General features: G+C 63.4%; 22 protein-coding genes and 1 tRNA gene. 5 read left to right on the top strand and 18 right to left on the bottom strand.

All coding sequences use genetic code 11. The features are described 5' to 3' along the window. Nucleotides 1-35: 35 nt before the first annotated feature. The 12 genes from pheT to BTHE68_RS05040 form a co-directional block, all read right to left on the bottom strand. The gene (gene pheT, locus BTHE68_RS05095; protein WP_162065408.1) at nucleotides 36-2,468 is read right to left on the bottom strand and encodes a phenylalanine--tRNA ligase subunit beta; all 2,433 of its coding nucleotides are present in this window, start codon (nucleotides 2,466-2,468) and stop codon (nucleotides 36-38) included. A gap of 86 nt (nucleotides 2,469-2,554) precedes the next feature. After that, on the bottom strand, nucleotides 2,555-3,568 hold the full coding sequence (pheS, locus tag BTHE68_RS05090; protein WP_162065407.1) for a phenylalanine--tRNA ligase subunit alpha: 1,014 nt from the start codon (nucleotides 3,566-3,568) through the stop codon (nucleotides 2,555-2,557). Nucleotides 3,569-3,760: 192 nt separating this feature from the next. Beyond that, entirely contained in the window at nucleotides 3,761-4,120 is a 360-nt protein-coding gene (rplT, locus tag BTHE68_RS05085; protein ID WP_008350196.1) for a 50S ribosomal protein L20, read from the bottom strand. Between the two features lie 28 nt (nucleotides 4,121-4,148). Continuing rightward, entirely contained in the window at nucleotides 4,149-4,346 is a 198-nt protein-coding gene (gene rpmI / locus BTHE68_RS05080) for a 50S ribosomal protein L35 (RefSeq protein ID WP_061175715.1), read from the bottom strand. Between the two features lie 233 nt (nucleotides 4,347-4,579). Continuing rightward, entirely contained in the window at nucleotides 4,580-5,107 is a 528-nt protein-coding gene (infC, locus tag BTHE68_RS05075) for a translation initiation factor IF-3 (protein ID WP_075644636.1), read from the bottom strand. A gap of 47 nt (nucleotides 5,108-5,154) precedes the next feature. Then, the gene (thrS, locus tag BTHE68_RS05070) at nucleotides 5,155-7,062 is read right to left on the bottom strand and encodes a threonine--tRNA ligase (RefSeq protein WP_162065406.1); all 1,908 of its coding nucleotides are present in this window, start codon (nucleotides 7,060-7,062) and stop codon (nucleotides 5,155-5,157) included. 285 nt (nucleotides 7,063-7,347) lie between these two features. Then, nucleotides 7,348-7,424: transfer RNA gene (locus tag BTHE68_RS05065), tRNA-Val, on the bottom strand. 97 nt (nucleotides 7,425-7,521) lie between these two features. After that, nucleotides 7,522-9,744, bottom strand: a complete 2,223-nt coding sequence (locus BTHE68_RS05060) for a RelA/SpoT family protein (protein ID WP_162065405.1) — start codon at nucleotides 9,742-9,744, stop codon at nucleotides 7,522-7,524. A gap of 35 nt (nucleotides 9,745-9,779) precedes the next feature. Beyond that, entirely contained in the window at nucleotides 9,780-10,133 is a 354-nt protein-coding gene (locus BTHE68_RS05055; RefSeq protein WP_162065404.1) for a RidA family protein, read from the bottom strand. A gap of 63 nt (nucleotides 10,134-10,196) precedes the next feature. Then, entirely contained in the window at nucleotides 10,197-11,117 is a 921-nt protein-coding gene (locus tag BTHE68_RS05050) for an alpha/beta fold hydrolase (protein ID WP_162065403.1), read from the bottom strand. A 204-nt stretch (nucleotides 11,118-11,321) separates the two neighbouring features. Then, entirely contained in the window at nucleotides 11,322-11,963 is a 642-nt protein-coding gene (locus tag BTHE68_RS05045; RefSeq protein ID WP_061175720.1) for a CoA transferase subunit B, read from the bottom strand. Nucleotides 11,964-11,965: 2 nt separating this feature from the next. Beyond that, nucleotides 11,966-12,670: a CoA transferase subunit A gene (locus BTHE68_RS05040; RefSeq protein WP_162065402.1), complete on the bottom strand. Its 705-nt coding sequence runs from the start codon at nucleotides 12,668-12,670 to the stop codon at nucleotides 11,966-11,968. A gap of 219 nt (nucleotides 12,671-12,889) precedes the next feature. Between BTHE68_RS05040 and BTHE68_RS05035 the strand changes: the two genes are divergently transcribed. Then, nucleotides 12,890-13,435 (top strand): LuxR C-terminal-related transcriptional regulator, encoded by a 546-nt coding sequence (locus BTHE68_RS05035; protein WP_162065401.1) that lies wholly within the window; start codon nucleotides 12,890-12,892, stop codon nucleotides 13,433-13,435. Between the two features lie 9 nt (nucleotides 13,436-13,444). On the opposite strand, the gene BTHE68_RS05030 is transcribed toward BTHE68_RS05035, so the two are convergent. Continuing rightward, nucleotides 13,445-13,882: an acyl-CoA thioesterase gene (locus BTHE68_RS05030; RefSeq protein WP_162065400.1), complete on the bottom strand. Its 438-nt coding sequence runs from the start codon at nucleotides 13,880-13,882 to the stop codon at nucleotides 13,445-13,447. A gap of 24 nt (nucleotides 13,883-13,906) precedes the next feature. Continuing rightward, entirely contained in the window at nucleotides 13,907-14,680 is a 774-nt protein-coding gene (locus BTHE68_RS05025; protein ID WP_061175724.1) for an SDR family oxidoreductase, read from the bottom strand. 202 nt (nucleotides 14,681-14,882) lie between these two features. On the opposite strand from BTHE68_RS05025, the gene BTHE68_RS05020 reads away from it, so the two are divergent. Beyond that, nucleotides 14,883-16,556, top strand: coding sequence for an electron transfer flavoprotein-ubiquinone oxidoreductase (locus tag BTHE68_RS05020; RefSeq protein ID WP_162065399.1), 1,674 nt, complete (start codon nucleotides 14,883-14,885; stop codon nucleotides 16,554-16,556). 70 nt (nucleotides 16,557-16,626) lie between these two features. On the opposite strand, the gene aroC is transcribed toward BTHE68_RS05020, so the two are convergent. From aroC to BTHE68_RS05005, 3 genes are all read right to left on the bottom strand, one after another. Then, nucleotides 16,627-17,733, bottom strand: a complete 1,107-nt coding sequence (gene aroC, locus BTHE68_RS05015; RefSeq protein WP_162065398.1) for a chorismate synthase — start codon at nucleotides 17,731-17,733, stop codon at nucleotides 16,627-16,629. Nucleotides 17,734-17,791: 58 nt separating this feature from the next. Next, the gene (locus tag BTHE68_RS05010) at nucleotides 17,792-19,732 is read right to left on the bottom strand and encodes an MFS transporter (protein ID WP_162065397.1); all 1,941 of its coding nucleotides are present in this window, start codon (nucleotides 19,730-19,732) and stop codon (nucleotides 17,792-17,794) included. Between the two features lie 208 nt (nucleotides 19,733-19,940). Beyond that, a complete protein-coding gene (locus BTHE68_RS05005; RefSeq protein ID WP_162065396.1) occupies nucleotides 19,941-20,393 on the bottom strand; it encodes a CBS domain-containing protein in 453 nt (150 codons plus the stop codon). A gap of 240 nt (nucleotides 20,394-20,633) precedes the next feature. On the opposite strand from BTHE68_RS05005, the gene BTHE68_RS05000 reads away from it, so the two are divergent. From BTHE68_RS05000 to BTHE68_RS04990, 3 genes are all read left to right on the top strand, one after another. After that, nucleotides 20,634-21,971, top strand: coding sequence for an O-acetylhomoserine aminocarboxypropyltransferase (locus tag BTHE68_RS05000; protein ID WP_162066794.1), 1,338 nt, complete (start codon nucleotides 20,634-20,636; stop codon nucleotides 21,969-21,971). Further along, nucleotides 21,968-22,798 (top strand): alpha/beta fold hydrolase, encoded by an 831-nt coding sequence (locus BTHE68_RS04995; protein WP_162065395.1) that lies wholly within the window; start codon nucleotides 21,968-21,970, stop codon nucleotides 22,796-22,798. Before BTHE68_RS05000 ends, BTHE68_RS04995 begins: the two co-directional genes overlap by 4 nt. Nucleotides 22,799-22,914: 116 nt before the next feature. Then, on the top strand, nucleotides 22,915-23,235 hold the full coding sequence (locus BTHE68_RS04990) for an Mpo1-like protein (RefSeq protein WP_162065394.1): 321 nt from the start codon (nucleotides 22,915-22,917) through the stop codon (nucleotides 23,233-23,235). Between the two features lie 18 nt (nucleotides 23,236-23,253). Here the strand turns inward: BTHE68_RS04990 and BTHE68_RS04985 are convergent, their stop codons facing one another. Next, a complete protein-coding gene (locus BTHE68_RS04985) occupies nucleotides 23,254-24,567 on the bottom strand; it encodes a YihY family inner membrane protein (protein ID WP_174257990.1) in 1,314 nt (437 codons plus the stop codon). Nucleotides 24,568-24,604 lie beyond the last annotated feature (37 nt).

Here is a 24,604-nt window from a genome sequence, read left to right as displayed (position 1 = left end):
GACCTGGCGGCTGAAACGGACGGGCCATCTGCAGGCTATCCGCGCAACCGCGCGCCGTGTACTCGAGCCAGGCGATCCACCAGTGTTTTGATGGCCGTATCGACCGTTTCGTCCTGAAGCGTGCCGCCAGTATCTTGCAACGTTACACGGAAGGCAAGACTTTTCTCATGTGCTCCCAAGCCGCCGGAAGTATTTGATTTTGGACGAAATTCATCGAAAAGCGCAACCCTCGTGACGTGCCTGCAAGCGGTCTCCGAGCGGGCGTTTTCGAGCTCGTCGAGAAGCGCCTGAACCGGCACGTGTTGATCCACGACAATCGCGATATCACGCCGTACGGGCGGAAATTTCGACACTTCGGACGGCGTCGGCAGCGCGCGATCCATCAGCGCGTCGGCCTCGATTTCGAACAGGATCGGCGCGTTCGGCAGATCGTACTTTTGCAGCCAGCGCGGATGCAGTTCGCCGATCCAGCCGACCGCGCGCCCCGCCACTTCGATGCGCGCGCTGCGTCCCGGATGCAGCGCCGGATGCTCGGCCTTCACGAAGCGCGGCACGACGGGCGCGAAGAGCGCTTCGACATCGCCCTTCACGTCGAAGAAGTCGACGTTGCGCGAGGCCGCGCCCCACTGCTCCTCGATCACCGGACCATAGGCAAGGCCGCCGATCATCTTCGGCTGCGCGAAGCCTTCGACCGCCAGTTCGCCCGCCTTCACCGCTGCATCGCGATGGAACACTCGACCCGCTTCGAACACGCGAATGCGCTCCGCGCGACGGTTCAGGTTATGGCGCAGCACTTCGATCAGGCTGCCGAAGGTCGTCGTACGCATCACCGAGAGCTGGCTCGCGATCGGGTTCAGCAGCTTGATCGGGTTGTCGTTGCCGGTGAAGTCGCTCTCCCACTCGGCGTCGACGAAACTGAAGTTCACCGTCTCCGAGTAATCGCGCGCGGCCACTTCATGGCGCAGCGTGTGGATCGAGCGCTTCGTCTCGTCCGTGATCCGCATCTCGCTGCGCGCGACCGGCGGACGCGCCGGAATCTTCTCGAAGCCGTAGATGCGCGCGACTTCCTCGATCAGGTCTTCCTCGATCTCGATGTCGAAGCGATACGGCGGCGGCGTAACCTTGAAGGTGTCGCCGTCGCGCTCGAACGCGAGGTTCAGGCGCGTGAAAATCTGCGCGATCTCTTCCGCGCCGATCTCGATGCCGATGATGCGATGCGCGCGCGACACGCGCATCGACACCGGATTGCGCTCGGGCACGTTGACGATCTGATCGTCGACCGGGCCGGCCTCGCCGCCGCAGATATCGAGGATCAGGCGCGAGATGCGCTCGATGTGCTCGACGGTCGTCGAGTAATCGACGCCGCGCTCGAAGCGATGCGCCGCATCGGTCGAGAAGTTGTACTTGCGCGCGCGACCGCGGATCGAATCCGGCCACCAGAACGCGGCTTCGAGATAGATGTTGGTCGTGTCGAGCGTCACGGCGGTGCTGTCGCCCCCCATGATGCCCGCGAGACTCTCGAGATGGTGATCGTCCGCGATCACGCCGACGGTTTCATCGACCTCGATGGTGTTGCCGTTCAGCAGCTTGAGCGACTCGCCCTTCTTGCCCCAGCGCACTTCCATCGCGCCGTGGATCTTGTCGAGATCGAACACGTGGGACGGGCGGCCGAGTTCGAGCATCACGTAGTTCGAGATGTCGACGAGCGCGGAAATGCTGCGCTGGCCCGCGCGTTCGAGACGCTCGACCATCCATTGCGGCGACTTCGCATGCGCGTTCACGCCGCGAATCACGCGGCCGGAAAAGCGGCCGCACAGATCGGGCGCCATGATCTTCACGGGCAGCTTTTCGTCGAGCTTCGTTTCGACCGCGGCGATATCGAGCGCCTTCAGCGGCGCGCCGGTGATCGCGGCGGTCTCGCGCGCGACGCCGAACACCGACAGGCAATCCGCCTTGTTCGGCGTGAGCTTGATCTCGAACACGGTGTCGTCGAGATTGAGCGTCTCGCGGATATCCTGACCGACCTTCGCATCGGCCGGCAGGATCAGCAGACCGCTGTGGTCTTCCGACAGCTTCAGTTCGCGCGCCGAGCACAGCATGCCCTCGCTATCGACGCCGCGCAGCTTCGTGGGCTTGATCGCGAACGGCTCGCCGCCCGCTTCGGCCGGCGGCAAGACCGCGCCGATCAGCGCGACCGGCACCTTGATGCCCGGCGACACATTCGGCGCGCCGCACACGATGTTCAGTTGCATGCCCGTGCCGGCATCGACCTGACAGACATTGAGCTTGTCGGCGTTCGGATGCTTCGCCACTTCGAGCACCTGCCCGACGACGATCTTCGTGGTCGGCGGCGCGACCGGACGCAGGTCTTCGACTTCGAGACCGGCCATCGTCAGCGCGTGCGCGAGTTCGTCCGTGGAGAGCTTGGGATCGACGAAACTGCGGAGCCAGGATTCTGGGAATTGCATGTGTGTCTACGTTCGAAATGTTTGGAGTCTCTCGTCCGGCAGCTCAACTCACGTGGGCGCCGGACGTCGCGGGCAATGCGGTCGCGTTATGCGAACTGGCGCAGGAAACGCAGATCGTTCTCGAAGAACAGACGCAGGTCCTGCACGCCGTAGCGCAGCATTGTCAGACGCTCGAGGCCGCTGCCGAACGCGAAGCCGATGTAGCGCTCCGGGTCGAGGCCCATGTTGCGGATGACGGTTGGATGCACCTGACCCGAGCCGGAGATTTCCAGCCATTTGCCCGCGTTCTTGCCATGCTCGAACATCATGTCGATCTCGGCGGACGGCTCCGTGAACGGAAAATACGACGGACGGAAGCGCACGAGAATGTCGTCGCGCTCGAAAAACTTCTTGAGGAAATCGGTGTACACGCCCTTCAGATCGGCGAAGCTGATGTTCTCTTCGATCCACAGGCCTTCGACCTGGTTGAACATCGGCGAGTGCGTGGCGTCGCTGTCGACGCGGTACGTGCGGCCCGGCACGATCACCTTGATCGGCGGCTTGTTCATGCGCGCGTAGCGCACCTGCATCGGGCTCGTGTGCGTGCGAAGCAGCAGCGGCCGGCCGTCGGCGTCGTTGCTGTCGACGTAGAACGTGTCCTGCATCGAGCGCGCCGGATGGTTCTCCGGGCTGTTCAGCGCGGTGAAGTTGTACCAGTCGGTTTCGATCTCGGGGCCGTCGGCCACGTCGAAGCCGATGGTGCGGAACACCTGCTCCACGCGCTCCCACGTTCGCATCACCGGATGCAGCGTGCCCGCGCCCGCGCCGCGTCCCGGCAGCGTGACGTCGATGGCTTCCGCCGCGAGACGCTGGTTCAGCAGCGCGTCGGCGAGCGCCTGACGGCGCGTATTGAGCCCGGCTTCGACCTGCTGCTTCGCCTGATTGATGCGCGCGCCTGCGGTCTTCTTCGCTTCCGGATCGAGCTTGCCCAGCCCCTTCAGCAATTCGGTCAGCGCGCCGGACTTGCCGAGAAACCGGGCCTTCTCGTTTTCGAGCGTGGTGGTATCGGTGGCGTGTTCAAAGGCGCTTTTCGCGTCGGCGACAATCTGGTCCAGATCCATTGATCCCATCTTTTAACGTCGAAGTTCAAACTGAGGTTCGGTTTTGCTCATCCACGCCCGTGATGCGCATGTGATGTGCAAAACCGTCCGACCAACAAAAACGGGGCTCGGTGAGAGCCCCGTTTTCTGCCTTTGCGCCGCCGTCAACAACCCGGCGACGAAGAGGCGAACCACGCAGTACTAATTTCGCAATTAGGCTGCAACGGCGGCTTTCACCTGCTTCACGATCGCAGCAAAAGCAGCCTTGTCGAACACAGCCATGTCAGCCAGAACCTTGCGGTCGAGTTCGATCGAAGCCTTCTTCAGACCGTTGATGAACACGCTGTAGGTCATGTCGTGCTGACGCACCGCCGCGTTGATACGCGTGATCCACAGTGCGCGGAACACACGCTTCTTGTTGCGGCGATCGCGGTAGGCGTACTGCCCTGCGCGCATGACCGCCTGCTTGGCGATGCGATAGACGTTATTGCGACGGCCGCGGTAACCCTTGGCCAGACGGATGATCTTCTTGTGACGGGCCCGTGCGGTAACCCCACGTTTTACTCGAGGCATGTTGCTCTCCTATGAGTGTAAGTTGAGGTTACGCGAACGGCAGCATTGCGCGGACGGAGTTCATATCAGACTCATGAACTCCGGTGATGCCACGCAGATGGCGTTTGTTCTTGGTGGTTTTCTTGGTAAGAATGTGGCGCTTGAACGCTTGACCGCGCTTGACGGTACCGCCCGGACGCACCACGAAGCGCTTTGCAGCACTCTTCTTGGTCTTCATCTTCGGCATGAAACAACTCCAGTTTATTAGATGGTCATGGGTGTGCGGCTGATCCGCCGATACCGCCAACGAATCCCTTCCCGCCCTTCGAAACCCACGCTCCACTTATGCGCGAACGGTTCGGTGAAGAACCGCCGCCTTTCATGAGCGCCGCCGCCGAAGCGGCCACGCCCTGAAACTTCCGACAATGCCGCGCCAGCCGCCTTGCGACGGCGCGCGATCCACTGTCTTGCTACCTGTGCTTACTTACCCTTTTTCTTCGGGGCAAGCACCATGATCATCTGACGCCCTTCCATCTTCGGCATCTGCTCGACCTGGCCGAATTCGTCCAGATCCGTCTTCAGACGTTCGAGCATACGCATGCCGATTTCCTGGTGCGCCATTTCACGGCCGCGGAAACGCAACGTGATTTTCGTCTTGTCGCCGTCTTCGAGGAAGCGCGTGAGGTTGCGCAGCTTGACGTTGTAGTCACCGTCATCCGTGCCGGGGCGGAATTTGACTTCCTTCACCTGCACGATCTTCTGCTTCAACTTCGCTTCGTGCTGCTTCTTCGCTTCCGAATACTTGAACTTGCCGTAATCCATCAAACGGCAGACAGGCGGCGACGCCTGCGGCGCGATTTCGACGAGATCCACGTCGAGCTGTTCCGATTGACGGAACGCTTCGGCCAGCTTCACGATTCCGAGCGGCTCGTTGTCCACTCCGACCAAGCGCACTTCCGGCGCGGTAATTTCACCGTTGATGCGATGTGACGACTTATCAGTAGCGATGTTACGTTTCCTCTAAAAATGAAAAAACAAGCCGCGCTGCGAGTGACTTACTTGAACGCCCGCACTTCCTGCTGCAGACGTTCGAGGAATGCGTCGACCGGCATCACGCCCAGATCGACACCGCCACGAGCACGCACGGCCACGGTTTGCGCATCACGCTCCTTGTCCCCGACGACCAGCAAATACGGAACCTTTTGCAGCGTGTGCTCGCGTATTTTATAGCTAATCTTCTCGTTGCGCAAATCGGACTCCACTCTAAGCCCTTGTTTTTGCAACGATTGGGTCAGATTTCCGGCATATTCCGCCTGACTTTCAGCAATATTCAGCACAACGGCCTGGGTCGGCGCGAGCCACGGCGGCATTGCACCGGCATGGTGCTCGATCAGAATGCCGAGGAATCGCTCCATCGAGCCGACGATTGCACGGTGGAGCATCACCGGACGGCGGCGGCTGTTGTCTTCCGCGACATACTCCGCGCCGAGCCGTTCCGGCAGCACCATGTCGAGCTGCAGCGTGCCGCATTGCCACGAACGGCCGAGCGCATCCTTGATGTGGTATTCGATCTTCGGACCGTAGAACGCGCCTTCGCCGGCCAGCTCTTCCCACTGCAAACCGCACGCGGTCAGCGCTTCGCGCAAACCCTCTTCGGCGCGATCCCAGGTTTCATCGGTGCCGGCGCGCTGTTCGGGGCGCAGCGACAACTTGATGTCGATGTGATCGAACCCGAAATCCTTGTACACGCTCATCGCGAGGGTGTTGAAGGCGATCGATTCGGCGATGAACTGATCCTCGGTGCAGAAGATGTGCGCGTCGTCCTGGACGAAGCCGCGCACGCGCATCAGTCCGTGCAGCGCGCCCGACGGCTCGTTGCGGTGGCACGAACCGAATTCCGCGTAACGCAGCGGCAGATCGCGGTACGAACGCAGGCCGTGGTTGAACACCTGAACGTGACCCGGGCAGTTCATCGGCTTGATGGCGTAGTCGCGCTTTTCCGACTCGGTCGTGAACATGTTTTCACGATAGTTCTGCCAGTGGCCCGACGCTTCCCAGAGCGAGCGGTCCATCACCATCGGAGTCTTGATCTCGAGATAGCCGGCGTCGTTCACGCGACGGCGCATGTACTGCTCGACCTGCTGCCACAGCGACCAGCCCTTCGGATGCCAGAACACCATGCCCGGCGCTTCGTCCTGCAGGTGGAACAGGTCGAGTTGCTTGCCGAGCTTGCGGTGATCGCGCTTTTCGGCTTCTTCGAGCATGTGCAGATACGCATCCTGATCTTCCTTCTTGGTCCAGGCGGTGCCGTAAATACGCTGCAATTGCTCGTTCTTCGAGTCGCCGCGCCAGTAGGCGCCCGCGACCTTCATCAGCTTGAAGACCTTCAGCTTGCCGGTGGACGGCACGTGCGGGCCGCGGCACAGATCGATGAAATTGCCGTGGCCATAAAGCCTGATCTCATCGCTTTCCGGGATCGACTCGATGATCTGCGCCTTGTACTGCTCGCCGATGCTCTTGAAGTACTCGACCGCCTCATTGCGCGACACGACGCGGCGCGACACCGGCTCGTCTTTCTTCGCGAGCTCCTGCATGCGCTTTTCGATCTTCTCGAGATCTTCGGGCGTAAAGGGGCGGCTGTACGAGAAGTCGTAATAGAACCCGTTGTCGATGACCGGCCCGATGGTCACCTGCGCCTCGGGGAACAGGTCCTTCACCGCATACGCCAGCAGGTGCGCGGTAGAGTGACGCACGACATCGACGCCTTCCGGGTCTTTGTCGGTGACGATGGCAAGCGAGGAATCCTTGTCGATCAGAAACGAGGTGTCGACGAGTTCGCCATTGAGCTTGCCGGCGAGCGCCGCCTTGGCGAGGCCCGCGCCGATCGATGCCGCGACTTCCGCGACGGTCACCGGGTGGTCGTATTGTCGGACCGACCCATCAGGCAAACGTACCGAAACCATATCGTTCTCCAAGACGCTCCGCGCATGCCGAGCGATTCGATTAAGCATTGCCGCGCGACTTCATTTCAGAAATCGCAAGGCAAAAAAAATGCGGCCCCGCTATCGAGGGGCCGCATTCACTTTTCACACATACCGCGAAACAATTGGCAGAAGGCGAAATAGGTCCTCGACTAGCGTCGCTCCGAATGTGTTTCGGTCAACGTTCGACGTGCCATTTCTTTTCGCCTTTTGCGCTGAGCGCTTCTTGCGGTTCGAAACTCCGGTGAACCGCAGTTTCTGTTTCGTTGGTAGGCTCGATTGGACTCGAACCAACGACCCCCACCATGTCAAGGTGGTGCTCTAACCAGCTGAGCTACGAGCCTGAAAGAAGTGAGATTATATGGAGCGTTTCGGATCTTGGCAAGTGCTTATCTTCAGAAAAATGGAAAATATTCGCCGATCCGTTCAACATCCCGCCGATCACGCACGCCGCGACGCGCGAATCACACCTTGTATCTCGCCGAGCAACGTGCACGCACGCTGAATCTGCGCTGCGTTCGACACTTCCACGGTGAACTGCATATACGCGATGTTCCTGCGGCTCTGGCTTTTCACGCCGATCACGTTGATCTTCTCGCGCGCGAACACTTCGGAGATGTCGCGCAACAAGCCCTGCCGGTCCGCTGACTCGACCGCGAGATCCACCGGATACACCGACGATCCCCGCCCGTTCATCACTTCGACGGACCATGTCGTGTGCAGCACGCGCTCGGGCGAGCGCTGGGCCATGCGCTCGAACGTCGCGCAATCGGTGCGGTGAATCGACATGCCCTTGCCGCGCGTGACGAAGCCCGCGATCGGATCGGGCGGCGCCGGACGGCAGCAGCGCGCGAGTTGCGTGAGCAGCGCGTCCACGCCGACGACCAGCACGCCCGTCGATGCACCATGCGCGACGCTCTGCCCGCTGCTGCGCTTTTCGAACTGCTCGGGCGCTTCGGGTTCGGGCTCGGGCGGCGGTGCATCAGAGAGCGCCTGTTCGATGTGGCGCAGACTGAACTCTTCCTTCGCGACGACCGCGTAGAGATCCTCGGGCGTCTTGAAGCCGAGCTTCGCCGCCAGTTGGTCGAGGCTGACCGAGGTCTTCCCTTCGCGCTGCAAGGTCTTTTCGACGATCGTCCGGCCCGCCGCGATGTTCTCCGCCGCGTCCGCCGCGAGGAACCACGAACGCACCTTCTGCCGCGCACGCGCGCTGTGCAGATAGCCGAGTTGCGGATTGAGCCAGTCGCGCGACGGGCCGCCCTCCTTCACCGCGACGATTTCGACCGTCTGGCCGTTCTGCAGCGGTGTATTGAGCGGCACCATCGCGCCGTCGACGCGCGCGCCGCGGCAGCGATGTCCCAGCTCGCTGTGCAGGTGATACGCAAAATCGACGGCGGTCGCGCCCTGCGGCAACGCGATCACGCGCGCTTGCGGCGTCAGCACGTAGATATGGTCGTCGTCGAGCGTGGCGTCGCGCAGATGCTGCCAGCCCGGCGGCTCGCCTTCGACATCGTCCTTCCACGCGAGCAACTGCCGCAGCCACGCGATCTTCTCGTCGTATTTCTCGTTCGCCGTCACCTGGCCCGCATAGCCGCGCGTGCCCGCTTCCTTGTAGCGCCAGTGCGCAGCCACGCCGTATTCCGCGAACTGATGCATTTCCTGCGTGCGGATCTGCACTTCGAACGCGCGCCCGTCGTCGCCGATCACGACCGTGTGCAACGACATGTAGCCGTTCGGCTTGGGTCGCGAGATGTAGTCGTCGAACTCGCGCGGGACCGGCTGCCACAGGTTGTGCACGATGCCGAGCACGGTATAGCAGTCCTTGATGTCGCCGACGATGACGCGAAATGCACGCACGTCGTTCAGCTCGGAGAAGTCGAGATGCTTGCCGCGCATCTTCTTCCAGATGCTGTAGATGTGCTTCGGCCGCCCGCTCACATCAGCCTTGATGTGCGCGGTGTCGAGTTCCTTCTGCAGACGCGCGATCGCCTCGGTCACATAGGTCTCGCGCTCGACGCGCTTTTCATCGAGCAGCTTGGCGATACGCTTGTAGGTGACCGGGTCCTGGAAGCGGAACGAGAGATCCTCGAGTTCCCACTTCAGTTGCCAGATGCCGAGCCGGTTGGCGAGCGGCGCGTAGATTTCGAGCGTCTCGCGCGGCACGTCCGGCGACGGTTCGGTCTTGTGCGCGGCGTGATAACGCAGGGTCTGCACGCGCGATGCAAGCCTGATGAGCACGACGCGGATGTCCTGCGCGAACGCCAGCAACATCTTGCGCAGCGCCTCGACTTGCGCGCGGCGCGCGGCCTGCGCATCGCGCGTGTTCTCGGGCAGTTCCGCGAGCGTCGCGCGCGAACTCACGGAGCCCAGCCGCAAGAGCTTGCGCACATCGCCGACGAGCCTCTGCACTTCCGGACCGAAACGCTCGGCGATGACTTTTTCCGGATCGTCGAGATGCGGTGCGAGCACGAACAGCGCCGCGGCGGCGACGGCATGCGAATCGACGTTGAGCGTCTGCATGATGCGCGCGGTGCCGACCGCGTGATCGGCGAGCGACTCGCCCGTCGAGACGCGCGCGTCTCCGGCGCGCTCGCGCACGAACGCGAGCGCGTCGTCGATGGACGGCTCGGGCAGCATTTCGGCGCGGACGGCGGTCTCGGTCATGCGGGCAATGCGACTACTTCAGGCGAGGCGGTCGATCAGCTGCGTTGAGCCGCGATCACGACGATTTCGACGAGGCACGCGGGATTGGCCAGCTTCGATTCGACCGTGGCGCGCGGCGGCGTGTTGCCCTCCGCGACCCACGAATCCCACACCGCGTTCATGCCGGGGAAATGGATCATGTCCGAGATGTAGATCTGCACGGACAGCAAATGCGACTTGTCGCTGTTCGCCTCTTCGAGCAAGCGGTCGATGTGGCCGAGCACTTCACGCGTCTGACCGGTGATGTCCTGCTCCGTGTCTTCCGCGATCTGGCCGGCGAGATACACCGTGCCGTTGTGGATCGCGATCTCGGAAAGGCGCGGGCCGACGTGATGACGAATGACTGCCATTGTGTGTTCCTGATCGATGAATGATGGAAAAACGGGCACTAGCGACGTACGCCCAGCCCGATATTATGCCCCGCTGCCGCCATGTTCGAGAAAGAACCCCTTGGCGACGGCGATTTGATCTTCGACAAGAAAGGCCGGCGCATGCCCCGCGCCGGGAATCTCCGCGCTCGTCACGGCCTGGCCTTTTTCGACCATCTGCGCGACCGTCTCGCGCGACAGCAAATCCGACGTCTCGCCGCGCACGACGAGCACCGGCGTCCTGATCGACGCGAGCGAGTGCCACAGGAACGCTTCGCCGGCGGCGTTCTGCTCGTCGGTTGCCGCCGTGAAAGGCGTCGCGATGCCCGGGTCGTAGCGAAAGCCCCACGCGCCATCGCGCTCGTGCAAAAGCGGCGTGTTGATGCTGGCCCACTCCTCGTCGGTCAGTGGCCCGAACGACGACGCGAGCGCCGCCGCGTGGCGCACGCCTTCATCGAGCGAAGCGAAGCGCGCCGGCTTGCCGAGATAATCGCCGATGCGCTGTAACGCGATGGGCTCGATGTGCGGCCCGACGTCATTGAGCAGCATCTTCCTGATCGGCGTGTTCGGCAGCCCGCCGAGCGCCATGCCGATGAGCCCGCCCATCGACGTGCCGAACCAGTCCACCGTCTCCACGTTCAGGCGCGCGACCAGCGTGACCATGTCGGCGACATACTGCGCCACGCCGTAGTAGCGCGGATCGGCCAGCCAGTCGGACAGACCGCGCCCGACCACATCCGGACACACCACGCGATAGTCGAGGGCGAAGGCCTGCGCGACCTTGTCGAAGTCGCGGCCCGAGCGCGTCAGACCATGCACGCAGAGCAGCACGCGCGGATTCGCCGGATCGCCCCATTCCGTATAGGCCATGCGATGCAGACCCGCCGGGCTCGCACATTGCACGAAGCGCTGGCGCGGCTCGCTCAGATCGGAATGCACTGCTTCGACGACGATGGATGCGGTCATGGAGAGATCCTCATGGGAAGAGTCCAAATTATTGTAAAGCCCATCAGCCCTGTTCGAGCGGAGCCTGGCCGAACGGACGACCCCGCTCACGCGCAACGCAGATGCGGCCATGCGCGCAAAAAACAAAGCGGGCGAAGCTTCAACAGCTTCGCCCGCCCCGGTTCGCGCTCACGCCGCACGCGCGGCGTTCATGTCACATCGCGCTTACTTCACGCTCGTAACATCGAGCGGCGCGCCCGTCTTCTTCTGAATTTCCTCGACGCTCACGCCATCCGCCAGTTCGACGAGCTTCAGGCCGTTGTCGGTGACGTCGATCACGCCGAGATCCGTGATGATGCGATCCACGACGCCCACGCCCGTCAGCGGCAGCGTGCATTCGTCGAGAATCTTGTGCTGGTCGCCCTTCGCGACATGTTCCATCAGCACGACGACCTTCTTGACGCCCGCGACGAGGTCCATCGCGCCGCCCATGCCCTTGATCATCTTGCCGGGAATCATCCAGTTCGCGAGATCGCCTTTCTTGCTGATCTGCATCGCGCCGAGGATCGCCAGGTTGATGTGGCCGCCGCGGATCATCGCGAACGAATCCGCCGACGAAAAGATCGACGAGCCCGGCAATGTGGTCACCGTCTGCTTGCCGGCGTTGATGAGGTCGGCGTCGACTTCATCTTCATACGGCGACGGGCCGATGCCGAGCAGGCCGTTTTCCGATTGCAGCCACACTTCCATGCCGTCCGGCACGTGATTGGCGACGAGCGTCGGCAAGCCGATGCCGAGGTTCACGTAGAAGCCGTCCTGCAGTTCCTTCGCCGCGCGCGCGGCCATCTGGTCACGAGTCCAAGCCATGATTACGCTCCTTTCGCGCGGACGATACGTTGTTCGATGCGCTTTTCCGGATGCGCATTCAGGACGAGGCGCTGCACGAAGATGCCGGGCGTATGGATCATGTCCGGATCGAGTTCGCCCGTCTCGACGATCTCTTCCACTTCGGCGACGGTGATCTTGCCGGCCATCGCGCACATCGGGTTGAAGTTGCGCGCCGTGCGGCGGTAGATCAGATTGCCCGATTTGTCGGCTTTCCATGCCTTCACGATACCCACGTCCGCCGTCAGCGAATGTTCGAGCACGTAGTGGTTCTCGCCGAACTGGCGCGTTTCCTTGCCTTCGGCGATCACGGTGCCGAAGCCGGTGTTGGTGAAGAACGCCGGAATGCCCGAGCCGCCCGCGCGCAGTTTCTCGGCGAGCGTGCCTTGCGGCGTGAATTCGAGTTCGAGTTCGCCGGCGAGGTATTGCCGCTCGAACTCCTTGTTTTCGCCGACGTACGACGAAATCATCTTCTTGATCTGGCGCGTCTCGAGCAGCAGACCGAGGCCGAAGCCATCGACGCCCGCGTTATTGCTGATGCAGGTGATGTCCTTCACGCCGGTGTCGCGCAGCGCGGCGATGAGCGCTTCGGGAATGCCGCACAGCCCGAAACCGCCGACGGCGAACGTCTGCCCGTCCTTGACGATGTCCTCGAGCGCGGCTTTCGCGCTGGGATAGACCTTGTTCATCTGAGTGTCCCTTCCATGTTGAAACCAACTGAAAATCGGCTTTTTGATGCCGCCGATGCGCTGTTACGCGCGCTTCACGCGGCCTTTTGGCGTGACAAGAGAGTACTTTGCCCACTCGATCCGGCACAATACGCAAAAATACATAAGTCATTGCCCGCGCATGTTTGGTTCCCGGCGTATTTTGGCCGCGAACGCAAAGCGAGCGCGCGCCCATCTCTCATGCAAGCACTGGATTATCAAACCGCGTTCCATCTCGCGCCCGTCGGGCTCGTGCTCTCGCGCGAGCGCACCATCGAGGACTGCAACGAGCAGCTTTGCGCGATCTTCGGGTATGTGCGCGAGGCGCTCATCGGCAAGTCGTTCGAGGTGCTGTATCCGTCGCCGGACGAGTTCGCGCGCATCGGCGAGCGCATCGCCGCGCACATCAGCAAGGAAGGCACGTACAGCGACGACCGCATCATGAAGCGCCGCAACGGTGAATTGTTCTGGTGCCACGTGACCGGGCGCGCGCTCGATCAGGGGGCGCCGCATGCGGCGGGCGTGTGGACGTTCGAGGACCTGAGCGCGACGCGGCGGGTCGCGATCGAACTGACGCCGCGCGAGCGGGAAATCGCCGCGCAGCTCGTGATGGGCAAGACGAGCAAGCAGATCGGCCGCGTGCTCGAAATCAGCCCGCGCACAGTGGATATCTACCGCGCGCGGCTCATGAGGAAGTACGACACGGGCAACGCCACCGAACTGCTACAGCGGCTGCTCGGCACGTGACATGCGCGCTCAGAGCGCGACCGGCGATCGCGTCTCGATGACCTGCCGCAGATAATCCGGAAGCGGCACGGACTTGCCGGCGGCGTAGTCGATCCACACGACTTTCGCCGCGCCGCGCGCGTACAGCACGCCGGGCGCATCGGCGCGATACAGCTCGAAGCGCGTATCGAAGCTGCTGCGTCCCGGCTGGCCCACTGACATCCGCCCGATCACGTCGCCGGGATAATGAAGCTGCTTCAGGAACTCCATCGACGCGTTCACGATCACCGGCCCCTGCCCCTCGCCATTGCCGCCCGCAATGCCGATCTCCTCGAACCACGAGATGCGCGCCTGCTCCATGTAGCGGAAATACACGGTGTTGTTGACGTGGCCGAACGCGTCCATGTCGCCCCAGCGGATCGGCATGGACAGGTTGAAGACGGTGTGAAAGTCGTTATGCGTGGTCATTTGCTATCGGAAGAAAGGCGATGTTCAAAGCGAAAAACCATCGTCCGCCGAGATCACCGAGCCGTTCATGAACTGCGATTCGTCGGCGGCGAGCAGCAGAAGCAGGCCGTCGAGATCGTTCGGCGAGCCCACCCGGCGGCGCGGCAGCATCGAAACGAGCTTCTGCCCCTGCTCGGTTTTCCAGTGATGGTGATTGATTTCGGTATCGATGTAACCCGGGCAGATCGCGTTGACGTTGATGCCGTGGCGGCCCCACTCCAGCGCCATCGCCTTGGTCATCTGCACAACGGCGGCCTTGCTCATCGCATAGAGGCCGATTTGCGGAAACACGCGCAAGCCCGCCACGGACGCCACGTTGATGATGCGGTAAGCGGGCTTGGGCGCGCCGTTACCGCGCATGATCATGCGCTTGGCGACCTCCTGCGCGACGAAAAACGCGCCGCGCACGTTCGTGCCGAACACGAACTCGAAGTCCGCGGGGGTCACGTCCGTCAGCTTCTGCGTGGTCGACACGCCCGAGTTATTGACGAGGATGTCGATGGTACCCGCTTCCGTTTCCGCGTGCGCGACCGCCGCCTTGATGCTCTGGTAGTCGGTCACGTCGAGCGACACGACGTGCGCGGCGCCGCCCGACGACTCGATTTCGGCGCGCAACTCCTTGAGCCGCTCCGTGCGGCGGCTCGCGAGCACTACCTTGGCGCCCGCCTGCGACAGCACCTGCGCGAAACGCTTGCCCAAACCGCTGGACGCGCCGGTGATCAGCGCGACCTTGCCTTCCAGGTTGATCGAACGGCCCATTGTGCTTCCTTGTTCTGTGGTTAACTCAGCCCTGGCTGGCGCGGGGCGCGATGCGGGGCTGTCAGCGTCGACACCGATGGCGCGGGTGCCGTGAATATTAGTACGATCGTGCTAAATTGGCGAGCTTCGGTTGCAGCCCGCTTAACCTTCGCTGAAAATACGCGATCCCGAAAGGGCATTCTAACGGTACATAGGAGCATTGATGACCCCGGCGAGCCTCATCGAGCAATACGGTCCCCGCGAATCGATGGAATACGACGTCGTCATCGTCGGCGGCGGACCAGCCGGTTTGTCGGCGGCCATCCGGTTGAAGCAACTGGCGGAGGAAAAAGGCGTCGAGATCGGCGTATGCGTGCTGGAGAAAGGCTCCGAGATCGGCGCGCATATCCTCTCCGGCGCGGTGATGGACCCGCGCGGGCTGTCCGAACTCATCCCCGACTGGAAGGAAAGAGGCGCGCCGCTCGACGTCGAAGTAACCGAGGACCGGTTCCTGTTCCTGTCGCAGAACGACGCGAAGCAAGTGCCGAACTGGCTGCTTCCCGACAATTTCAAGAATCACGGCAATTACGTCATTTCGCTGGCGAATGTCACGCGCTGGCTCGGTCAGCAGGCGGAGGCGGTGGGCGTCGAGATTTTCCCGGGCTTTCCGGCCGCCGAAGTGCTCTACGCCGAGGACGGTTCCGTGCGCGGCGTCGTCACAGGCAACATGGGCGTCGGCAAGGACGGCGAGCCGACCGAGAATTTCCAGCTCGGCATGGAACTGCACGCGAAGTACACGCTTTTCTGCGAAGGCGCGCGCGGGCATCTGGGCCGCCAGCTCATCGATAAATTCAAGCTCAACCAGAATTCCGACCCTCAGGTGTACGGCATCGGCATCAAGGAGCTGTGGGAAATCGATCCGGTCAAGCACAAGCCCGGCCTCGTGATCCACACCGCCGGCTGGCCGCTCGAACCCGATACCTACGGCGGCTCGTTCCTCTACCACATGGACAACAATCAGGTGGTCGTGGGCTTCGTCGTCGGGCTGGGGTATTCGAATCCGTATCTGTCGCCGTTCGAGGAATTCCAGCGTTACAAGACGCATCCGTCGATCCGGCCATTCCTCGAAGGCGGCAAGCGCATTTCCTACGGCGCGCGCGCGATCACCGCGGGCGGGCTGATGTCGCTGCCGAAGCTCGCATTCCCGGGCGGCGCGCTAGCCGGCGACGACGCGGGTTTCCTCAACGCATCGCGCATCAAGGGCAGCCACGCGGCGATCAAGTCCGGCAAGATGGCCGCCGAAGCCGCGTTCGAAGCCGTGCAGGCGGGCCGTCAGAACGACGAACTCACGGCATACCCCGAAGCGTTCGACACGTCGTGGCTCAAGACCGAACTGCATCGCGCGCGCAACTTCAAGCAGTGGATGAGCAAGGGTCTCTACCTCGGCACCTTCATGGTCGGTCTCGAACAGAAGGTGATGGGCGGCAACGTGCCGTGGACGCTGCATCATCAGCATTGGGATCACGAGATGCTGAGGCCGGCCTCGCAGTGCAAGCCGATCGTCTATCCGAAGCCGGATGGCAAGCTCACGTTCGATCGTCTCTCGTCGGTGTTCATCTCGAACACGAACCACGAAGAGAATCAGCCGGCGCATCTGACGCTGAAGGACCCGAGCGTGCCGGTCAACGTGAATCTGCGCACCTATGCCGGTCCGGAAAGCCGCTACTGCCCGGCGGCGGTGTACGAGTTCGTGAAGTCCGACGACGGCAACGAGCGCCTGCAGATCAACGCGCAGAACTGCGTGCACTGCAAGACCTGCGACATCAAGGACCCGACGCAAAACATCGTGTGGGTCACGCCGGAGGGCGGCGGCGGGCCGAACTATCCGAACATGTGATTGCTGCCTCGCCAAATGAAAACGGGCGCCGGTCGTTAAGACCGGCGCCCGTTTTTCAATGCTGCGCGACTTACTTCGCGGGCGCCTGAGCCGCGATCCGCGGCGTGTCGACGACCACGTCGCCGCATTGCGCGCGATGCCGCAGCGCGTGATCCATCAGCACGAGCGCGAGCAGCGCTTCGGCGATCGGCGTGGCGCGAATGCCGACGCACGGATCATGACGCCCGAACGTCTCGACGGTCGCGCTCTCGCCGGACCGGTCGATCGACTGGCGCGGCGTGCGGATGCTCGAGGTCGGTTTGATCGCGATCGACACCGTGATGTCCTGACCGCTCGAGATGCCGCCGAGAATGCCGCCCGCGTTGTTGTTCAGAAAGCCTTCGGGCGTCATCTCGTCGCCGTGTTGCGAGCCGCGTTGCGCGACGCTCGCAAACCCCGCGCCGATCTCCACGGCCTTCACCGCGTTGAGGCCCATCATCGCGTGGGCGATGTCGGCGTCGAGCCGGTCGTACAGCGGCTCGCCCAGCCCGACCGGCACGCCGCTCGCGACGATTTCGATACGCGCGCCAACCGAATCGCCGTCACGACGCAGGTTGTCCATGTATTCCTCGAGCTGCGGCACGATCTGCGCATTCGGCGAGAAGAACGGGTTCTCGCTCACGTGCTGCCAGTCGACGAACGGGATATCGATCTCGCCCAGCGCGCTCATGCAGCCGCGTGTTTCGAGACCGAACTTCTCTCGCAGCCACTTCTTCGCGACCGCGCCCGCCGCGACGGTCGGCGCGGTCAGCCGCGCCGACGAACGCCCGCCGCCGCGATAGTCGCGCACGCCGTACTTTTGCCAGTACGTGTAATCGGCATGACCGGGCCGGAAGGTCTGCGCGATGTTGCCGTAGTCCTTGCTGCGCTGATCGGTGTTGCGGATCAGGAGCGCGATGGGCGTGCCCGTCGTCACGCCTTCGAACACGCCGGAAAGGATCTCGACCTGATCCGCTTCCTGACGCTGCGTGACGTGACGCGACGTGCCCGGGCGGCGCCGATCGAGTTCGATCTGGATATCGGCTTCCGTGAGCGCCATGCCCGGCGGGCAACCGTCGATCACGCAGCCGATCGCCGGACCATGCGACTCGCCGAAATTCGTGACGGTGAAGAGCGTGCCAAGGGTATTGCCGGACATGAGCGTCGACCTGAAAAAAAGTGTCGGGGAAACCGCTATTATGCCAGCGCCATCGCTTTCAGCGCCTTGCGCCCCGCAGCGCCGACACGACTTCCTGCAGATGCTGGGGCGTCGCATCGGCGGGCGCGATCGGCTCGCCGACCGCGAGCGTGAGGCGTGTCATCGCACCGCGCTGGATCGGGCGCGGCCACTGCGCGTCTTCGTGGCGCGAAAACACGCTGCCCCAGAGACCGCGCAGCGCCATCGGCACGACGGGCGCAGGATGACGCCGCAGAATCTCGGAGATGCCGCCGCGAAACGGATTGAGTTCGCCGGTCCGCGTGAGCTTGCCCTCGGGAAAGATACAGACGAGATCGCCCTCGTCCAGCGCCTTCGCGCACGCCGCGTAGGCACGTTCGAGCATGCCGGGGTCCTCGTGCGCGGGCGCGATCGGAATCGCCTTCACATGCCTGAACATCCAGCCGACGAAGCGCGTGCGGAAGATGCGATGATCCATCACGAAGCGAATCGGCCGCGGGCTTTCCGCCATGATGACGACCGCATCGACGAAACTCACGTGATTGCACACGAGCACCGCCGCGCCATGCGACGGAATACGCTGCGCGTCGACGAGACGAATGCGATAGAACGTGTGCACCAGAATCCACGCGATGAAACGCAGCAGAAACTCCGGCACGAGCGAATAGATGTACACGGCGACCACGACATTGAGCAGCGCCGTCGTCAGAAAGAGCCCCGGAATGCCGACGCCGAACGACGTGAGCGCAAGCGCCATCAGCGCCGAGACGATCATGAAGAACGAGTTGAGGATATTGTTCGCCGCAATGATGCGCGCGCGGTGCGTCGGCTGGCTGCGCGCCTGAATCAGCGCGTAGAGCGGTACGCTGTAGAAACCGCCGAACATCGCGAGCAGGAACAGGTCCGCGAGAATGCGCCAGTGCGGCAGCGCGAGCAGGAATTCGCCGACGTTGAGCAGATGCCCGGCCGGCGCGATGCGATGACTCGCGAAGAACAGATCGATCGCGAACACGCTGATGCCGATGGAGCCCAACGGCACGAGCCCGATTTCGACGCGGCGCTTCGAGAGCCGCTCGCACAGCAGCGACCCGGTGCCGATGCCGATGGAAAACGTCGCGAGCAGAATCGTCACGACGTCGGGATCGGCGGACAGCACGTCTTTCGCGAAATTGAAGAACGAAGTGAGAAAGGTCGCGCCGACGAACCACAGCCACGAAATGCCGAGCAGGCTCAGAAACACCGTGCGGTCGGACTTCGCGAGCCGGAGATTGCGCCACGTCTCCGAAAACGGATTCCAGTTGATGCGCAGATCCGGCTGCGACGCGTCCGACTTCGGCACGAACGTCGACGCCACGCGCCCGATGATCGCGAACGCGATGCACGCGAGCGCGAGCATCATCGCGCCATGCTCGGTCGCCCCCGCCGCCGCCCCGCCGATGATGGTGCCGATCAGGATCGCGACGAACGTGCCCATCTCGACGAGCCCGTTGCCGCCGACCAGTTCGTGCGAATCGAGATGCTGCGGCAAGTAGGCGTACTTCACCGGCCCGAATACGGTGGAATGCACGCCCATCAGGAACGTGCACGCGTACAGCAGCGGCGCGCTATGCAGCAGGAAACCCGCGCCGCCGATCAGCATCACGACGATCTCGAAGCTCTTCACGAGACGCGCGAGCACCGCCTTGTCGTACTTGTCGGCGATCTGGCCGGAGGTCGCCGAGAACAGCACGAACGGCACGATGAAAATCGCGGAAATGAGAAATGCGGCGGTCTTCGGATCGACGCCGGAAAAGCGCGCGGCCTGAAACGTCACGAGCGACGTGAAGCCGACCTTGAAGACGTTGTCGTTCATCGCGCCGAGGAACTGGGTCCAGAAAAACGGCGCGAAGCGGCGCTCGCGCAACAGGCTGAACTGGCTTTCGCCTTCGGCGTGCGAACGTGCGGAAGTGCGCGACGAGGCGCGCAGCGGTTTGTCACTCATGACTTGCGGAGTATTGAAGTCCGGCGTTGATCGCGCGTGGACCGCGATCGAATCCGAATGGAACGGAAACCGGGCCGCGGGTTGCGCTCGTCTTTGGGCCGGATGAAAAAAAGCGCGCCATCGTGGCGCGCTGCGGATGATGAATCTGGCGCAAGTTCGGCTCGCCGGTCGCCGCGAAGGGCGACGCCTCGCGGCACGACACGAGGGCTCAGCGTGCTTCTTCCTGCTGCTCGGGCCAGTCGCGGATATACGCCTTCAGCATGCGATTCTCGAAGCCCTGCTCTTCCACGACGGCCTTGGCCACGTCGTAGAACGAGATCACGCCCATCAACTGGCGCTTGTCCATGACGGGCAGATAGCGCACGTGATGCTCCAGCATCATGCGGCGCACTTCGTTGACGTCAGTTTCCGGCGTGCAGGTGAGCGGATGGTCGTCCATGACCTTGCGGATGGTGGTCGCGCCGACCGAGCCGCTGTTGTTGTGCAAGGTCAGGATGATCTCGCGGAAGGTCAGCATGCCGACCAGATCGCCGTATTCCATGATGACGAGCGAGCCGATGTCGTGCGCCGCCATGGTATCGATTGCGTCGGAGAGCGGCGTATCGGGGGTCACGGTGAACAGCGTGTTGCCCTTCACCTTAAGAATGTCGCTGACTCGCATGGCTGTCTCCTCGCGAAATGCCTGGTTCTGATGCTCAAAAATGAATGAAACGATGGATCGATGCTATCGGAAAGGCCCGCAAAAGGAAAGCGAACGCAGCCCGCATCAGCCGAATGGACAAGGCTTTGCGCGATTGCCGGCCGCGCGTTCGCCCTAGGTCTGGCCGCCCGGATCCGATGTTAGGATGATTGACCCTCATTTTCGCCGCACGCCGCGCCGCCCGCGCGCCGGCCGCCCATGATGCCAGCCAACCGTTTCGACACGCTCGCACTGCACGCGGGCGCCGCGCCCGACCCCGCCACCGGCGCCCGCGCGACGCCGATTTATCAGACCACCTCGTTCACGTTCCGCGACAGCGATCACGCCGCCGCGCTCTTCAACATGGAACGCTCGGGGCACGTGTATTCGCGCATCTCGAACCCGACCGTCGCGGTGTTCGAGGAACGCGTCGCGGCGCTCGAAGGCGGCGTCGGCGCGATCGGCACGGCAAGCGGCCAGGCCGCGCTGCATCTCGCGATCGCCACGCTGATGGGCGCGGGCTCGCATATCGTCGCATCGAGCGCGCTCTACGGCGGCTCGCATAATCTGCTGCACTACACGCTGCGGCGCTTCGGCATCGAGACGACCTTCGTGCCGCCTCACGATCTCGACGCGTGGCGCGCAGCCGCGCGGCCGGACACGCGGCTGTTCTTCGGCGAAACGCTCGGCAATCCCGGGCTCGACGTGCTCGATATCGCCGGCGTCGCGGAGATCGCGCACGAGCATGGCGCGCCGCTGCTCGTGGATTCCACCTTCACGACGCCCTATCTGCTGCGCCCGTTCGAACATGGCGCCGACCTCGTCTATCACTCCGCGACCAAGTTTCTCGGCGGACATGGGACGACGATCGGCGGCGTGCTCGTCGACGGCGGCACCTTCGATTTCACCGAGAGCGGGCGCTTCCCCGAATTCACCGAGCCTTACGACGGTTTTCACGGCATGGTCTTCGCCGAGGAAAGCACCGTCGCGCCGTTCCTGTTGCGCGCCCGGCGCGAAGGCTTGCGCGATTTCGGCGCGTGTCTGCATCCGCAAGCCGCGTGGCAGTTGCTACAAGGCATCGAAACCTTGCCGTTGCGCATGGATCGCCATGTCGCGAATACGCGCAAGGTGATCGAATTCCTGCTGAGCTCGCCCGCGGTCGAGGGGGTGGCCTATCCCGAACTGCCGACGCACCGCGATCGCGCGCTCGCCGAACGTCTGCTGCCGCGCGGCGCGGGCGCGGTGTTCAGCTTCGATCTGAAAGGCGGCGTGCCGGCAGCGCGCAAATTCATCGAAACGCTCACGCTGTTCTCGCATCTCGCGAACGTCGGCGATGCGCGCTCGCTCGTGATCCATCCCGCATCGACGACGCATTTCCGCATGGATGCCGCCGCGCTCGCTGCTGCTGGTATCGGGCCCGGGCGCATCCGTCTTTCGATCGGTCTGGAAGATCCGGACGATCTCATCGACGATCTGAAGCGCGGCCTGAAAGCCGCGCAGAAAGCCGGCGAAAGCGCACCGGACGCCGGCGCGGCCGTGCCGCTCGGGAGCCGCGCATGATCTTCGATCTCCAGGGCCGCGACGCGTACGCCTACACCGGCGGCAAGCCTTTCGACGCCGCGCGGCCAGCCGTCGTGTTCATTCACGGCGCAGAACACGATCACAGCGTCTGGGCCCTGCAGACGCGTTACTTCGCGCATCACGGCTTCGGCGTGCTGGCGCTCGACCTTCCGGGGCATGGACGCAGCGTCGGGCCCGCGCGCTCCACCATCGGCGCACTCGCGGACTGGGTGATCGGCGTGCTCGATGCGGCGGGCGTGCAGCGAGCGCTCTTCATCGGTCATAGCATGGGCTCGCTGATCGCACTGGATACCGCCGGCCGCTATCCCGCGCGCACGATGGGCCTCGCGCTGCTCGCGAGCGCCGCGCCGATGGCCGTCTCCGACACGCTGCTCGACGCCGCCCGCGAGCACGAGCCGGAAGCCATCGCGATGGTGAACCAGTGGTCGCACTCGACGATCGCCGCGAAACCGTCGAGCCCCGCGCCGGGCTTCTGGCTGCAAGGCGTGAATCAGCGGCTGATGGAGCGCGTGAGCCTGCGCGGCGAAGCGCAGCTTTTCCATACCGATTTCAGCGCCTGCAACACCTATGCGGACGCGCTCGACCGCGCATCCGCCGTGCGTTGCCCGGTGTGCGTCGTGAGCGGCAAACGCGACATGATGACGCCGCCGCGCGCCGCCCGCCCACTCGTCGACGCGCTGAAGAAAGCCGGCGCTCCGGTGCAAACGGTGGAACTGGATGCGGGCCACGCGCTGATGTCCGAGCAGCCGGACGCGACGCTCGACACGCTGTTCGCGTTCGCGCTCGGATGCGCCAAGACGGGCTGAACCGTACCGTGCGGCACACCGCCGTTCCCGCTTGCACGCCGCGCATGACGGTCGCAGAATGAATCTTGCTGACGTGAAGACGAGATCGTCAGGCAGGCATCATCAGGGAGGCCGTCATGTCGCACACCGCACACGGAGAACATTTCGCGAACTTCGCCGAGTTCTATCCCTATTACCTCGATGAACACCGCAACGCGGTCTCGCGCAGGCTGCATTTCATCGGCTCGCTCGGCGTGATCGGCTGCTTCGCGATGGCGATCGCGACCGGCGACTGGCTCTGGCTGCCCGCGGCGGTCGTCTGCGGCTACGGCTTCGCATGGATCGGCCACTTTTTCTTCGAAAAGAACCGCCCCGCGACCTTCCGGCATCCGGTCTACAGCCTGATGGGCGACTGGGTGATGTTCAAGGACATCTGCATCGGCAAGATTTCGCTTTGATGAGCGCGCCCGCCGCTCTCAGGCGGGCTGTTGCGGCATCGACGGGCGCGGTGTTTCGCGCATCCGCGCGCTCGTCAGCGCCGATGCCCGCGCGGCGATCAGCGACCCCAGCGTGATTTCCAGCTTCTCGTTATCCAGCGCAGTCATGAGCGCGGCGCAATCCACCTGCGCCGCGTCGAGCTTCAACTGATACTCCAGCTCGCCGCGGTCGATCACGAACTGGTCGGAGAGCATCGTCACCGTGATCTGATTCGGATTGGCGATCAGCACGTAGCGCGGCGCGGCGGAATCCTCCAGCCGGCCGATCCAGCCGAGCGCATCGAGCCGCGCGATCAGCCGCGTCGAGGTATCCAGATCGCAGCGCGCCATGCTCGATAGTTGCAGCGCCGTGTAGCCGGGCTTGCCCTCGTCGCGCGCCTCGACGAGCCGCGCCAGGATTTCGAGCGCATCGAGCAGATCGCTGCCGGGAAAATCGCGGCGATGATACTGGCCGGTGCGAATCGCGGGCAGCGCGGACGTGACCATCGCGCCGACGAGCGCGATCATCCAGCACAGATAGACCCACAGCAGGAAGACCGGCAGCGCGGCGAACGCGCCGTACACGGCGGTGTAAGTGGGAATGCGGCGCACGTAAGATCCGAAGCCGCGCTTGCCGAGCTCGAACGCGACCGCCGCGATCAGCCCGCCGACGATCGCATCGCGCCACTCCACCTTGCAGTTCGGCATGTAGACGTAGATGAACGTGAACGCGAGCCCGGTGAGCGGCAGCGACACGCCCGTCAGCGCCCATTCGACGATCGGCGGCATCAGGTTGTGCGAGCCCGCGAACGCGATCGAATGCGCGAACACATACGAGGAGATCGAGAGACTGCAGCCGAACAGGATCGGCCCGAGCGTGATGATCGACCAGTAGACGAGCACGCGCTGCGCGATCGGGCGCGCCTTTCTCACGCGCCAGATCACGTTGAACGCGGACTCGACGGTCATCATCGTCATGACGGAAGTCACGAAGAGGATGATCATGCCGACGGTGGTGAGCCCCTTCGCCTTCGACGCGAACTGGTTCAGGTACTTGAAAATCTGGTCGTTGATCTGCGGCGGCATCAGGTGCACCGCGAGAAAATCCTGCAGCGACGCCTGAAAGGAGCCGAAGATCGGGAACGCGGTGAAGAGCGCGAAGGCGACCGTCGCAAGCGGCACGAGCGACAGCACGCTCGTGAACGTGAGGCTGCCCGCCACTTGCGCGACGCGGTCCTCGCCGATGCGCCGCGCGACGAAGCCGGCGAGACGCTTGACCGCCGCAAAATCGATGGAAAGGTGCTGCAAACGCATTCTCCCGTCGTGGCGATGCGCTGCACGCGAAGGCGTG

The sequence above is a fragment of the Burkholderia sp. THE68 genome (assembly GCF_009938265.1).
GTDB lineage: Bacteria > Pseudomonadota > Gammaproteobacteria > Burkholderiales > Burkholderiaceae > Caballeronia.
Note: the sequence above shows the minus strand (reverse complement) of the source record. Positions and strands in the feature narration are given on the sequence as shown.

Coding starts and splice junctions, on each gene's coding strand:
- pheT (WP_162065408.1), bottom strand. CDS start 2,468: ATGCAATTCCCAGAATCCTGGCTCCGCAGTTTCGTCGATCCCAAGCTC.
- pheS (WP_162065407.1), bottom strand. CDS start 3,568: ATGGATCTGGACCAGATTGTCGCCGACGCGAAAAGCGCCTTTGAACAC.
- rplT (WP_008350196.1), bottom strand. CDS start 4,120: ATGCCTCGAGTAAAACGTGGGGTTACCGCACGGGCCCGTCACAAGAAG.
- rpmI (WP_061175715.1), bottom strand. CDS start 4,346: ATGCCGAAGATGAAGACCAAGAAGAGTGCTGCAAAGCGCTTCGTGGTG.
- thrS (WP_162065406.1), bottom strand. CDS start 7,062: ATGGTTTCGGTACGTTTGCCTGATGGGTCGGTCCGACAATACGACCAC.
- BTHE68_RS05060 (WP_162065405.1), bottom strand. CDS start 9,744: ATGACCGAGACCGCCGTCCGCGCCGAAATGCTGCCCGAGCCGTCCATC.
- BTHE68_RS05055 (WP_162065404.1), bottom strand. CDS start 10,133: ATGGCAGTCATTCGTCATCACGTCGGCCCGCGCCTTTCCGAGATCGCG.
- BTHE68_RS05050 (WP_162065403.1), bottom strand. CDS start 11,117: ATGACCGCATCCATCGTCGTCGAAGCAGTGCATTCCGATCTGAGCGAG.
- BTHE68_RS05045 (WP_061175720.1), bottom strand. CDS start 11,963: ATGGCTTGGACTCGTGACCAGATGGCCGCGCGCGCGGCGAAGGAACTG.
- BTHE68_RS05040 (WP_162065402.1), bottom strand. CDS start 12,670: ATGAACAAGGTCTATCCCAGCGCGAAAGCCGCGCTCGAGGACATCGTC.
- BTHE68_RS05035 (WP_162065401.1), top strand. CDS start 12,890: ATGCAAGCACTGGATTATCAAACCGCGTTCCATCTCGCGCCCGTCGGG.
- BTHE68_RS05030 (WP_162065400.1), bottom strand. CDS start 13,882: ATGACCACGCATAACGACTTTCACACCGTCTTCAACCTGTCCATGCCG.
- BTHE68_RS05025 (WP_061175724.1), bottom strand. CDS start 14,680: ATGGGCCGTTCGATCAACCTGGAAGGCAAGGTCGCGCTGATCACCGGC.
- BTHE68_RS05020 (WP_162065399.1), top strand. CDS start 14,883: ATGACCCCGGCGAGCCTCATCGAGCAATACGGTCCCCGCGAATCGATG.
- aroC (WP_162065398.1), bottom strand. CDS start 17,733: ATGTCCGGCAATACCCTTGGCACGCTCTTCACCGTCACGAATTTCGGC.
- BTHE68_RS05010 (WP_162065397.1), bottom strand. CDS start 19,732: ATGAGTGACAAACCGCTGCGCGCCTCGTCGCGCACTTCCGCACGTTCG.
- BTHE68_RS05005 (WP_162065396.1), bottom strand. CDS start 20,393: ATGCGAGTCAGCGACATTCTTAAGGTGAAGGGCAACACGCTGTTCACC.
- BTHE68_RS05000 (WP_162066794.1), top strand. CDS start 20,634: ATGCCAGCCAACCGTTTCGACACGCTCGCACTGCACGCGGGCGCCGCG.
- BTHE68_RS04995 (WP_162065395.1), top strand. CDS start 21,968: ATGATCTTCGATCTCCAGGGCCGCGACGCGTACGCCTACACCGGCGGC.
- BTHE68_RS04990 (WP_162065394.1), top strand. CDS start 22,915: ATGTCGCACACCGCACACGGAGAACATTTCGCGAACTTCGCCGAGTTC.
- BTHE68_RS04985 (WP_174257990.1), bottom strand. CDS start 24,567: ATGCGTTTGCAGCACCTTTCCATCGATTTTGCGGCGGTCAAGCGTCTC.